The sequence below is a fragment of the Alcanivorax sediminis genome, assembly GCF_009601165.1.
Lineage (GTDB): Bacteria > Pseudomonadota > Gammaproteobacteria > Pseudomonadales > Alcanivoracaceae > Alcanivorax > Alcanivorax sediminis.
Genome location: NZ_WIRE01000004.1, coordinates 85,853 through 98,261 on the forward strand (window position 1 = coordinate 85,853; position 12,409 = coordinate 98,261).

The 12,409-nt window shown below is 56.6% G+C and carries 12 protein-coding genes; 6 read left to right on the forward strand and 6 right to left on the reverse strand.

Annotation, left to right across the window (positions count from 1 at the left end):
* Positions 1-157: 157 nt before the first annotated feature.
* Positions 158-694 (reverse strand): YhcB family protein, encoded by a 537-nt coding sequence (locus GFN93_RS16975; protein ID WP_153502488.1) that lies wholly within the window; start codon positions 692-694, stop codon positions 158-160.
* Positions 695-810: 116 nt separating this feature from the next.
* On the opposite strand from GFN93_RS16975, the gene GFN93_RS16980 reads away from it, so the two are divergent.
* From GFN93_RS16980 to GFN93_RS17000, 5 genes are all read left to right on the forward strand, one after another.
* Positions 811-1,443, forward strand: coding sequence for an alpha/beta hydrolase (locus GFN93_RS16980; protein WP_153502489.1), 633 nt, complete (start codon positions 811-813; stop codon positions 1,441-1,443).
* A gap of 66 nt (positions 1,444-1,509) precedes the next feature.
* Complete coding sequence (zapE, locus tag GFN93_RS16985) at positions 1,510-2,592, forward strand: cell division protein ZapE (protein ID WP_153502534.1); 1,083 nt, start codon at positions 1,510-1,512, stop codon at positions 2,590-2,592.
* Between the two features lie 205 nt (positions 2,593-2,797).
* Positions 2,798-3,943: an acyl-CoA dehydrogenase family protein gene (locus tag GFN93_RS16990; protein ID WP_153502490.1), complete on the forward strand. Its 1,146-nt coding sequence runs from the start codon at positions 2,798-2,800 to the stop codon at positions 3,941-3,943.
* A gap of 203 nt (positions 3,944-4,146) precedes the next feature.
* A complete protein-coding gene (locus GFN93_RS16995) occupies positions 4,147-5,499 on the forward strand; it encodes an OmpP1/FadL family transporter (RefSeq protein WP_235902113.1) in 1,353 nt (450 codons plus the stop codon).
* Between the two features lie 66 nt (positions 5,500-5,565).
* Positions 5,566-6,228 (forward strand): outer membrane protein, encoded by a 663-nt coding sequence (locus GFN93_RS17000; RefSeq protein WP_328594856.1) that lies wholly within the window; start codon positions 5,566-5,568, stop codon positions 6,226-6,228.
* A 46-nt stretch (positions 6,229-6,274) separates the two neighbouring features.
* Here GFN93_RS17000 and GFN93_RS17005 read toward each other — a convergent pair whose 3' ends face one another.
* The 5 genes from GFN93_RS17005 to GFN93_RS17025 form a co-directional block, all read right to left on the reverse strand.
* Positions 6,275-7,174: a DUF2167 domain-containing protein gene (locus GFN93_RS17005; protein ID WP_153502491.1), complete on the reverse strand. Its 900-nt coding sequence runs from the start codon at positions 7,172-7,174 to the stop codon at positions 6,275-6,277.
* A 113-nt stretch (positions 7,175-7,287) separates the two neighbouring features.
* Positions 7,288-7,992, reverse strand: a complete 705-nt coding sequence (locus GFN93_RS17010) for an SGNH/GDSL hydrolase family protein (RefSeq protein ID WP_153502492.1) — start codon at positions 7,990-7,992, stop codon at positions 7,288-7,290.
* Positions 7,992-9,617 carry a phytoene desaturase family protein gene (locus tag GFN93_RS17015; protein ID WP_153502493.1) on the reverse strand — a complete coding sequence of 542 codons (1,626 nt, stop codon included), beginning with the start codon at positions 9,615-9,617 and terminating at the stop codon, positions 7,992-7,994. Before GFN93_RS17015 ends, GFN93_RS17010 begins: the two co-directional genes overlap by 1 nt.
* Positions 9,614-10,237, reverse strand: a complete 624-nt coding sequence (locus GFN93_RS17020; RefSeq protein WP_153502494.1) for a TetR/AcrR family transcriptional regulator — start codon at positions 10,235-10,237, stop codon at positions 9,614-9,616. Before GFN93_RS17020 ends, GFN93_RS17015 begins: the two co-directional genes overlap by 4 nt.
* A 455-nt stretch (positions 10,238-10,692) precedes the next feature.
* The gene (locus GFN93_RS17025; protein WP_153502495.1) at positions 10,693-11,730 is read right to left on the reverse strand and encodes an aldo/keto reductase; all 1,038 of its coding nucleotides are present in this window, start codon (positions 11,728-11,730) and stop codon (positions 10,693-10,695) included.
* Positions 11,731-11,978: 248 nt separating this feature from the next.
* On the opposite strand from GFN93_RS17025, the gene rplM reads away from it, so the two are divergent.
* On the forward strand, positions 11,979-12,407 hold the full coding sequence (gene rplM / locus GFN93_RS17030) for a 50S ribosomal protein L13 (RefSeq protein WP_153502496.1): 429 nt from the start codon (positions 11,979-11,981) through the stop codon (positions 12,405-12,407).
* Positions 12,408-12,409 lie beyond the last annotated feature (2 nt).

The window sequence follows — 12,409 nt, forward strand, 5'->3', positions numbered from 1 at the left end:
GTAAAGGCGACCGCAGTAACTGGCACATGAAAGCGCTGTCGGTGGACCCTTGAGGAGAGGAGCCGGTGGCGTCTCTCGCTGAACCCGCTGTTGCACGCACAAAAAACGGAGGCCCCTGAAAGGGCCTCCTTTTTCGTTTCATGGCCCGAGGCCGGAGCTACTTTTTTTCCTGCTCAGGCGGGCAGCCTTGCTCGTCGCAGCCGTCGGCATAATCCCGGGGCGGCTCGACGATGGTTTCCGGTACGGTGGTGGGCGTCACATCCACCGGTTCAAACGGACCTTCTACCTTGTTGCTACGCAGGCCGAAATCTTCGGCGAGGGTGCCGCCCTTGGCGCTGGGGGCATAATCCAGCGGCGGGGTGATCGGGTCAGAATTGTCGCGGTTTGATGCCGAGTCCAGTGATTTGGCCGCGGCACGCTTGCGGCCACCTTCTGAACACAGCGCCTGTGCGCCGCGGGAAAGGTGCTCATGAACCGTGCGGTATGCCTGGGTCATGTCGTTGACCAGCTCGGCGGTGTGCAGGAAGTGATCGTCCACCTGCTCGCGGTAATGATTCAGCGCCTGACGCGCTTCATCCCGATCCCTGATCAACTGGCCGGCCTGACGCCGTGCCGGTAACAGCCAGAACAGCAGGCCCGCTCCAACGATTACGCCGGCAGCAAAGCTCAGCACCCCGGTTGTCAGCATATCCATGGCATACTCCTGTACAATGTCACCATTGCTTGGCAACAAACTCCTGGCTATTGCAGCACAGAGCCGGGTGGTCGCCAAGGGGATAACTCGTAACAATTCTTCGATGGAGGTAACTGATGGCGGCACAACGTGAGCAGCTGGCAGGTCCTGCAGGGCGACTGGAAGCGGTTGTAGAGCAGGACAGAGAGACGCCGGACTTCATTGCCATCGTTTGCCATCCTCATCCTCTGTTTGGCGGCACCATGGACAACAAGGTGGTAACCACGCTCACCCGGATGGTTCGTGACAAGGGTGGTGTTGTGGTGCGCTTCAACTTTCGTGGCGTGGGTGAAAGTCAGGGGGCTTACAGTGATGGCATCGGTGAGACCGAAGACTTGCTGGCCGTGCATAGCTGGCTTCGACAGCAGTGGCCTTCGTTACCTTTGTGGCTGGCGGGCTTCTCCTTCGGCAGCTTTGTGGCAGCACGCGGTGCCGAAATTCTGAATGCCAATGGCGACCCGGTGAATAATCTGCTGCTGGTGGCTCCACCGGTGCATCACTATCCCTTTACGGACATCGAAAGCACCGGTTGTCCTGTCACCGTGGTGCAGGGTGAGGAGGATGAAGTGGTGCCGGCCGAGCAGGTGTTCCAGTGGGCTGCCTCGACGCCGTTGCAGCCGGATCTGATTCGCTTTCCGGAATGCGGGCACTTCTTTCATGGCCGCCTTGTGGAGCTGAAGGAGGCGGCGGCCAGTCATTTACCAGACTGATAGCCGATTGCCATCGATCAAGCCCGGCGCTACATTGGCGCGCTTATACCCGTTGTTTAGATGACTATGACCCCTCTTGAGCAATACAAGGTTGACCTCCAGCGTGAAGACTTCTTCCAGGATGCTGCCCAGCTGCAGGCCGTAGAAGCACTGGATGACCTCTATCACCGCCTGCTGGCCGGGCCGGGCAAGGGTAGGCTGTTCGGCCGTTTCCGCAGGCCTCAGCCGCAGATGGGCCTCTATATGTGGGGGGGCGTTGGACGCGGCAAGACCTACCTGATGGATGTATTTTTCGAGGCGCTGCCTTTTGAAGAAAAGCGTCGCATGCATTTCCACCGTTTCATGCAGAAAGTACACCGTGAAATGCGTGAGCGTCAGGGGGAGAAAAACCCGCTTATCAGCATCGCCCGCAAGTTTGCTTCCCAGGCTCGGGTGCTGTGCTTCGACGAATTCTTTGTTACTGATATCACCGATGCCATGATCCTCGCCGGTCTGATGCAGGAGCTGTTTGCCAACGGTGTCACCCTGGTGGCGACGTCAAACATTGTGCCGGATGGGTTGTACAAGGATGGCCTTCAGCGCGCCCGTTTCCTCCCCGCCATTGAGTTACTCAAGCAGCACACCCAGGTGCTCAACGTGGATGGTGGTACCGATTACCGACTGCGACTTCTGGAGCAGGCAGAACTCTATCACTGCCCTCTGGGTGAGGTGGCGGATGCCTTCATGCGCGAGCGTTTCCAGACACTGGAGCCGGATCATTCCCGTCATCGTGAATCTTGTAATGTGTTGATTGAAGGTCGCAAGATTCCGGCGGTGCAATGTGCCGATGATGTGGTCTGGTTCGACTTCAAGGCGCTCTGTGATGGCCCACGCAGCCAGACAGACTACATCGAGATCGCCCGGGAATTTCATACTGTTCTGGTGAGTAATGTGGAGCAGATGAGCGCCAGCAAGGATGATATGGCTCGTCGTTTCATCAACATGGTTGATGAATTTTATGATCGCGCCGTCAAACTGGTGGTAAGTGCCGAGGCGCCCATTGAAGATATCTATGCGGGGGGGCGACTGGACTTTGAGTTCGAGCGAACGCGATCCCGCCTTCAGGAGATGCAGTCCTCGGAGTATCTGGGCCGAGAGCATCGAGCTTGATTCCTCGTCCTCATGCATGACGACCGTTGTCTGCCTGCCCCCTGACGTATTGTTCACGACTATTGGCCGGATTTCTCAGGGTGGCTGGGCGGTGAACAATTCGGTCATTGCCTGATGGCAGGGTTAGTGAACATCATGGGGCATTCTGTGCCCCGGCCATTTCCGGTTTTGGGGCGGCTCCCACAAAACAAGACCGGAGAGATTCATGATCCCCCGTACGCTGTTTAGTTCTGACCACGAAACCTTCCGCGATACCGTTCGCAAGTTCCTCGAAGCCGAAGCCGTTCCCTGCCACGAAGAGTGGGAAAAAGAAGGGGTTGTGCCCCGTGAAGTGTGGCTGAAAGCGGGTGAGCAGGGTTTTCTGTGCCCTATGGTGAAAGAACAGTATGGCGGTATCGAGGCTGATTACCTTTACAGCGTTGTTATCGGGGAAGAAGTGTCCCGCTTGGGGCTGACCGGTATTGGTTGGGGTCTGCACACTGAAATTGTGGCTCCCTACATCCAGAACCACGGTAGTGAATTCCTGAAAGAAAAGTATCTTCCGAAGATGGTGACCGGTGAGTGCATTGGTGCCATCGCCATGACCGAGCCGGGCGCTGGCTCCGATCTGCAGGGTGTGAAGACCACTGCCGTCAAGAATGGTGATCACTACGTGCTGAATGGTTCCAAAACCTTCATCACCAATGGCCAGAATGCCGACATCGTGATTGTGGTGGCCAAGACCGATCCGACCAAAGGCGCCAAGGGTATTAGCCTGTTCGTGGTAGAAACAGCTTCCGAAGGTTTCGAGAAAGGCACCAACCTGAAGAAAGTGGGTATGAAGGCTCAGGATACCTCAGAGCTGTTCTTCCAGGATGTAAAAGTACCGGCCGAGAACCTGTTGGGTGAAGAAGGCATGGGCTTCATCTACCTGATGAAAGAATTGCCGCAGGAGCGTCTGGGTATCTCCATCGGTGGTCTGGCCATGGCCGAATCAGCGCTTGAGCTGACCGTCCAATACGTGAAAGAGCGCAAGGCGTTTGGCAAGTCCATCGCAGACTTCCAGAACACCCAATTCAAAATTGCCGAAATGCACACCAAGCTGGAAGTGGCTCGCGCCTATGTGGATCGATGCCTCGAGCTGCACCTGAAGCACGAGCTCGACATCCCGACTGCCGCAGCTGGCAAGTACTACATCACTGACCTGCAATGTGAAGTGATTGATGAGTGTTTGCAGCTGCACGGTGGCTACGGCTACATGTGGGAATACCCGATTGCGCGCATGTTCGCGGATGCCCGTGTGCAGCGTATTTACGGTGGTACCAACGAAATCATGAAGACCATTGTCGCCAAGGCGGTATTGGCTGACTGATCCGTGGGTCAACATGCATGGGAAAGGGCTGCTTCGGCAGCCCTTTTTCGTTTTACACCGCCTTCCTCGAAAATTTATTTCTGTTTTTTTCCTCTCACGCTTTCCTGACGACGCGTTCGCCGTTTTACAAAAAATTGCTTTTTTGTGCCTTTCTACAGGCATAGGCTGGGAGTCAATCGCTACTTGGCGATTTTTTGAACAGTATGGGCATTTGCCCAGCGTGTTTGAGCAGTTTCTTGAGATCAGGGAGAGTCACAATGAAAAGAGCTCATTGGTGTATGTTAGGCGCAGCGATTGGACTGGCCTCCGGTCAGGCTGTGGCGAGCGGTTTTTCTGTTTCATATCAATCAGTCTCTGCCATGGGAAGTGCCTACGCAGGTGCTGGTGTGTTGGCAGAAAATGCATCCAATCAATGGTTTAACCCTGCGACACTCGCAGCACTCGACTCGACAGAGTTTTCTGTTCCCCTTCATCAGGTATGGGTAGATACCCGCTTCAAGACGGATGATGATGGCCGCTTTTTGGGAGTGATTCCCCAGGCCGGCACCGGGCCTGGCGACTTTGACGATGTCGACCCGTTTGTCGGGAGTCTTTTTCTCGCGGTTCCAATCAATGACACGATGACATTCGGGTTGAGTGTTGTTTCTCCATTTGGCACCAAGATCGAGTATGAAGACGGCTGGGGAAATGCCTATGTGACCCCTCCGCCCCCCGGTGGTTTGGGCCCGGTGACCGCCGGTGATTTCTATGCTCTTGAATCGGACTTGCAAACCATCAACATCAACCCTTCCCTGGCGTTGCAGGTTACCGAACGCCTGAATCTTGGCGTGGGGCTAAACTATCAAAAACTGGATGCGGATATTCGTAATGCTGCTACCAGGCTGGAAGGCGATGATGAGGCTTTTGGCTGGAATCTTGGCCTGACCTTCCAGGCCGATGATAACAATCAGTTCGGGGTGGCCTACCGCTCCAATCTCGATTATGAAGTTGAAGGCGATATTACCTTCTCCCAGGCTGGAGCCGCGCTTTCCAGCCTTTCTGGTAACCCGGTTGCGCCAGGAAGTTATGCCGGTACGGCTGATATAGAGCTGCCGGCATCATTGCAGCTTTCCTATGCCGGCAATCTCTCAGACCGTACCCAGTTGTTGTTGGGCGTTGAGTGGACAGAGTGGAGCTCTCTGGATGCACTGGTTGTTGAAAGCCCTGCACTGGCATTCAACCCCACCGAAGAATTTGACTGGAATAATACGGTTCGTTATTCACTTGGCGCACGACATGACCTGAATGGTTCTACCGTTATCCGGTTTGGTGTCGCCAAGGAGGATTCAACTCAGGGCACGGATAATCGTTCCGCGATATCCCCTGATTCCGACCGTACCTGGGTAACGCTGGGAGCCGGTTTTCAGCCCGCAGACAATATGACCATCGATGTGGGATATGCTCATATCTTTGTTGATGATGCGGACATCAATCGCACTGATAAAGGCGCCCAGCTCAAAGGTACATATGAGCTTGATGCCGACGTAATCGGTGCCCAGATGAGTTATCGCTTCTGATTTTCTTCGGTTAGCGTGCTATAAAAAAGCGGGCCACATGGCTCGCTTTTTTTGATGAGGTTTCAAGTGAAACGAATCTGTTTGCCTATTCTATTGGTGTCGTTGCTGCCATTGTCTGCTCTGGCGGACATTCCGGGTAGTTATCGTGCTGAACGTTGGGAGGGCAGTGTCCGTGTTCTCGGGTTACAGGGCCAGACTGTCTCCGGCGAGCGTGGATCCAGCGTCGATATCACTGATGATGTGGGCTTCGGTTTTGATTTGGCCTACAACCGCGATGAGCATCTCGCGCTGGGTTTCGCCATGGAGTGGCTGGAAACGGATTTCCGCACAAACACCACGTCAGATTCCAGCGGAAGCTTTGATGGCCGTGGAGAACTAGAGCTGACCACCATGAACCTCAACGGCACTTACCACTTTTTCAAAAAGGCGCTGACGCCTTATGTGCACGGTGCCGTGGGGGCTACCTACCTGAATACCAATGTGGCTACAGGCCCCTCTGTGCCGGTGTGCTGGTATGACCCCTGGTGGGGTTATTACTGTAGTCTGGATACGCCGACGCTCTCCGATACGGTATTCAGCTATGAGGCGGGTGTCGGTGTGCGGCTGGATATGAATGATGGCGCTTTCCTGCGTGCAGGCTATAGCAGGGAATGGCTGGATGTAGGGCGCGGTGCAGGAACGGTGGATCAGGGGTTGTGGCGGCTTGGCATCGGTATGGTATTCAATTGAGATGTACACCGTTCATGCCTGCCGGCATGAACGGTGGTGAGTCGGACTATTTCTTTCGGAAAAGCATTTTCCCGAGTCCAAACAGGCCTGCCAGCGCCACGAACCAGAACTTTTTAAGAAACAGTAGCGCAATAGCGAAGAAGCCGGTTTTTGCCAGCACCTTGCCGGCAATCAGGCCGCCGATGCCATAAGCGGCCAGATGGTCGGTGTCCGGGTTGTAGTCTGCATAGCGGCTGCCCTCGGTAAAAGAGGGGATCGCCAGAACCTGATCCAGGCGTTGATTGATCTCTGGCAGCGACTCCATGCTGGCAATGAAGTTCAGCTGCAAAAAGCCTTCACGTCCGAGTTTGCGGATGTTGTAGTTCAGCGTATCACCCTCAGTGTCTTCGAAGCGTAACTGCTTGGCCCAGTATAACTGGTGTTGAGTTGCATCGTAGTGTGGCGTTTCAGCCCAGCCTACCAACTCGATGGTGGGATAGTCCTGTTCACGCCGCAGCGCGTTTTCGTCTTCCAGGGAGTCCTGCATGTCGCTCAGCAGATCGTCATAATCAATACTGTCCGCATCTTCATCGTTCACGTGGCCCTCTTCCACATAGGCAATGTCCACTCCCCAGGCATTGTCGTCATAGGGACGGTACTCCGACGGGAACAGCATACCGAGAGTGTCTTCCCCGGGGGGATTGCCCCACATGTCTTCCAGCACCGTGCGCGCGTCTGTGCTGTTCAGGTAATAGAAATTCTCCGGCACGTTCAGCACTGCGCCACTTTCGTCGAGAAATATCTGCCCCTGCTGTGGTGTCATGTTGTCCCACAGGTGCTCGACGTACAGCTGGTACTGCTGAATCATCTCCGCTTCGCTGAGAACAGGCTGCTCGTCGGTGTTGGCTATCGCCAGGGTGCTGGCAATGAGCAGGCCACAGCCTGCCAGATGGCTCCATGCTTTCATTGGCATTCCTTTGAATTGAGATTGTGTTGAAAAGGTGGGCTTTTCCCCCCAGTGCAAAGAATAAGAATTTTTTCGCATTTGCGGGAGGAAAAGTCTTTCTGCTGTGATCAATCTCACAGTTGACGTGCAATGGCCTCAGCCATGGCCAGGTAGCCGTTGGCACTGGGGTGGTAACCGTCCTCTGCCAGCAGCGCAGGGTCACTGAGTGGTGGATAGCCGAGGTAGAAGACATTGGCCGTGGTGGATGCCAGCTGCTGGTGTTGCCCATCAAGCAGCCGGGCTCGCCAGCCGAGTATCTGCCGCAGCGGTGAGGGCAGGGCTGTGAATTGATGCATGGGGGGAACCGACAGCAGGTAGATGGCGACATCAGGCTGCTGGTGTTGGATCAGCTGAATGAGCCGGGCAAGCTGCTGACGATAGCGCTTGCGAGGCGTCAGGCCTGTGGTGTCATTTACTCCCATGCTGACAAAAACCGCATCGTATTCTGGCAGGGTTGCGTTGTGGACCTGGTCCAGCAGCGCCGCCATGCGAATGCCGTTGGTGCCCATCGTCTGCCAGTCCACGCGGCGGCGGCTCTTATGGGCGAGCAGGCGGGCAATCTGGCTGGCCAGACCTTGCTGATGCTCGGGTACACCCACGCCTGCGGCGGTGGACTCTCCCAGCACTAGAAGGCGATAACCTGCTGACCCGCCACCATGATGCCCCGCGCGATGCCCTTCGGCTTCCGGCAGCCGAGGAGTGGTGTGGCGGGTATAAACTGCCAGCGGGGCAATGGCGGGGCTCAGGGCGGCCACGGTCAGCCAGAATGGTAAATGCATTAGCCGACAAACATTTTCTTGGCCAGAGGAAGGCTTTTGGCGCCGCCCACAGCAATGGTGGTGAGCAGGCCGCCGATCATGGCGCCGACCACGCCGCAGGTCATGATGTCCTGACCGGTGAGGTAGAGGCCTGGAATGCGGGTTTTCGGTTTCAGCCAGTCCTGCTCGAAACGCTCCGGGGTATGGTCAAGGCCGTAGATTTCGCCGGTGCTGTAGCGGCAAAAGTAATCCGTGGAGAGCGGCGTGGACAGCTCGTAGTAATCCACCTTGCCGCGCAGGTGCGGCATTTTCTCGTACAGTTTTTCCAGCAGTCGCTGTGAATAGGCTTCTTTTTTTGCCTCGTAGTCATCGCCGCGCTTACCCCAGGGCTTGTCGGCCCATTCCTGGTACCACTCGAATGGCCCCGGGGCGACTATTTCGATAGTGGCGCGACCGGGGTAACGCTCGGCAAAACTCGGGTCTTTGGCTGACGGGAAGGAGATGTAAGTGAGCGGAATCTCATGATTCTCCGGGTCTTCCAGGAAGGCATTGACCTGGCTGGCATGATCGCTGCCGGGATAGATCCAGAAATTGGTCTTTGGCAGCTGCAGGTTTTCGGCGCTGTCCTGAATGCCGATGTAGAGACAGACGCTGGCCATGGAGCGCTGCACCTGGCCCAGTTTCATCTGGTAGAAATCCTTGTGCGGCGCGTTGTCCGGCAGCAACGCGCCAAAGGTGTTAAACACGCCTGCGTTGCTGATGATGGCCGGGGCAAAAATATCCTGTCCGTCCGCCATGCGCACGCCAACCGCCTTGCCATGTTCAATCAGGATTTCTTTCACGTCGGCATAGGTGAAGACTTCGCCCCCGCTTTGCTGGATGACCGGGATGATGGTCTTGGCCATTTCCGAGGCGCCGCCAATGGGGTAATAGCCGCCATGGAGATAGTGTCGGGCAATCAGGGCGTGAATAATGAAGCTGGATTCGGTGGGTACCATGCCATTGTCACCCCACTGGCCGGTGAGGGCGGCTATCAGCTCCTGGTTGTCGGTGAGACTCTCCAGTACCTGCTGGGTGGTCTGGTTGAGAAAATCGGGTGCCTTGCGTCGTGCCAGGTGTCGGAACGGGGCGGCCATCACTTTTGGCAGTACCTTGGCCAGGGTGACCCCGGGCATGGCCTTGGCGACCTGGCCGAGATAGCTCATGTAGGTATCGATGGCCTGCTCCTCGTCGGGGAACTGTTTTTTCAGTTCATCGGCAAAGGCTTTGGGGCCAGCAACAAGATCAACCTGACGGTCGCCAATAAATAGCCGGTCATATACCGGGTCCATGGCCTCCCACTGCAGCTGGCTGTCCGTGACATAGTCGAACAGACGCCGCGCCATGGTGTGCTTCGCGCCCATGTCACCGATGTAATGCACACCCACATCCCACTCGTAGCCGTTGCGGTCGTAGCTGTGGGTAAAGCCTCCGGCAGTGTAATGCTGCTCCAGCACCAGCACTTTCTTGCCCAGCTTGCTGAGGCAGGCTGCGGCGGTGAGCCCACCGATACCGGAGCCGATGATGATGGCGTCGTAGTGGCCGTCAAGGCGATTGGCACGATAGCGGCGGCCAACGCTGATGGTGCTGGGTTTAGGGGTGCTCATGGGGAAACCTCGTTGTGCGATGAAATTGGGGGAGATGCAATGGCGCCATCCAGCAAAAGGCTGGTAACGCTTTCGGCGAGATGGGGCTCGGCATCCGCAGTGGGCAAGTGGCCGTCAATGGTCAGTAGCGACAGGCCGTGGACCAGAGACCAGGCTGTGGCCGTCATCAGGTTCAAAGGCTGGGGCTTCAGGTAGCCGCGCTCGCGGGCGCGGGCGACGGTGTCTTCCAGGACCTGAAAAGCTCCCTTGCCGGCGTTGTCCAGGCGTGGGTGCATGCCCATGGGAAGCACGCGCCCCCCAAACATCAGTCGATAAAGGTTGGGCTCATCCTGGGCAAAAGCAACATAGGTCAGGCCAATACCAATCAGGGCCTGTCGCGGATCCTGCTGGTCCACGCTCAGTAGACGCTCGCGCAACCAGTGAAAGCCGCTGATAGCCAGCTCGGCCAGCAGGCTTTCCCGGTCGGCAAAGTGGCGGTACAGCGCCGGGGCACTGACGCCCAGCTGTTTGGCCAGCGCCCGCAGACTGATGGCGCTGTCGCCATGCTCGCGAACAATGTCCAGTGCCTGCTGGTGAGCCTGCTGCTGCAGGTCGCCGTGATGATAAGCGGTGCGTGCCATGTTGATCCGTTGTGTAAGTTAACGGTGTTAACATTGGCATGGCAGAGGCCTTGTCGTCAAGCGTCTTGGGCAGAGCTGCTCCCGGAGGTGGGGCGGAGCCGCTGTAGGAGCGTAGCGCAGCGAAGTAACGCACGTAGTGCGGCCCTGAAGGGGGGAGCGCAGCGAATAACTTGCCTGCAAGCGATCCGAGCCCAGGCGGGGCAATCAGTTTCGAGAGACAAGTACCGAGTTACGAAGGGCAAAACCCCAACCCCCGAACTGGCTGCCGTTTTTTTGGTTTTCGAAACTCGTGACTCGAAACTCGTCTCTGGAATCCTTACCTCGCTTAGGCTCGGATCGCTTGCAGGCAAGCTCCTACAGCGGGGTGTAGCGAGTGTTTTATCGACGCAAAAAGGCCCGCCTTGGAAACCGGGTGGGCCCTTTTTGCGTCAGGCATGATGCGTGTTGCGTCTCTTTTAAGGTGCCGGATACGGGAAGCAGGTGTGAATGGCTTCCAGGGCTTTCTCCAGATCCTTGTCCCAGTGCAGGTCCACGCTCTTGAGGTTTTCTTCAAGTTGCTCAAGGTTGGTGGCACCAATGATGTTGCTCGTCACGAAGGGGCGGGTGGTGACGAACTGCAGGGCCATCTGGGTGACGCTGATCTCCCGTTCCTCGGCAAGCTGGCAGTAGGCTTCCGTGGCGGCAATGGCCTGTGGATTGGTGTAGCGGGCAAACTGCTTGAACAGGGTCAGGCGCCCTTTCTCCGGCCAGCTGTCATTGCGGTACTTGCCGGTGAGCATGCCGAAGGCCAGTGGGGAGTAGGCCAGCAAACCTACCTCTTCGCGGTGGCTGACTTCCGCCAGGCCCACTTCATAGCTGCGGTTGAGCAGGGAGTAGGGGTTCTGGATGCTGACCGGGCGGGGCAGGCCAATCTTTTCAGCCTCATGGATGAAGGTCATCACCCCCCACGGGGTTTCGTTGGAAAGACCCCAGTGGCGGATCTTGCCCGCGTCGACCAGTTTTTTCAGCCCTGCGACAGTGTCACTGATGGCGATGGCGTTTTCGTCATTCCTGTGCTTGTAGCCAAGACGACCAAAAAAGTTGGTGGTGCGTTCTGGCCAGTGCAGTTGATAGAGATCAATCACGTCTGTCTGCAGACGTTTGAGGCTGCCTTCAACGGCGTCCTGAAGGCTTTCTGTGTTGAAGCGCGGGCCGCCACGGATATGTTTAACGTATTCGCCGGGCCCGGCTGCCTTGGTGGCCAGCACGACCTTGTCGCGGTTACCGGTTTTGGCAAACCACTCGCCAATAATGGTTTCGGTTCGGAAGGAGGTTTCCGGGCTGGCTGGCACGGCATACATTTCGGCGGTATCGAAGAAATTAATGCCGAAATCCAGCGCCATATCCATTTGGGCATGGCCTTCTTCGCGAGAGTTCTGATTGCCCCAGGTCATGGTGCCCAGGCACAGGCTGCTGACATTGAGGTCGGTGCGACCCAGGCGGCGGTGTTCCATGTTTTCCTCCTGATTTTACTGCGGGGCCATAATGCGCGATGATTGGCGCCCAATCTGATCACGGTGCCCGCCTGCCCACAAGGGCGGATAAGGCCCTGACTATTGCGAAGCGCGTCAATTCAACAAATCCCTTCTTATCGCTTGTGTTATGTGGGGGGCTTGGGTAGAATTCGCGCTCTCTTGCCCGGCGGAACTGACGCCGGCGGGTGTTTACGACCCGTAACATATTGATTTTAGGGCAGAATTCCATGAAGACCTACAGCGCAAAACCGGAAAGCGTAAAGCGCGACTGGTATGTGGTAGACGCCTCCGGCAAAACGCTGGGTCGGTTGGCGACCGAAGTCGCAAGCCGTCTGCGCGGTAAGCACAAGCCGGAGTACACTCCACACGTCGACACCGGTGATTACATTGTCGTAATCAATGCCGAAAAAGTGGCCGTTACCGGTAACAAGGCAAACGACAAGATGTACTACCGTCACACCGGTTACCCGGGTGGCCTGAAAGAAGCCAACTTCGCGACTCTGCAGGCAGAAAAGCCTGAGATGATCATTGAGAAGGCTGTGAAGGGCATGTTGCCGCGTAACCCGCTGGGTCGCGACATGTACCGCAAACTGAAAGTCTATGCAGGCTCAGAGCATCCTCATACTGCTCAGCAGCCGCAGCAGCTGGAAATCTAAGG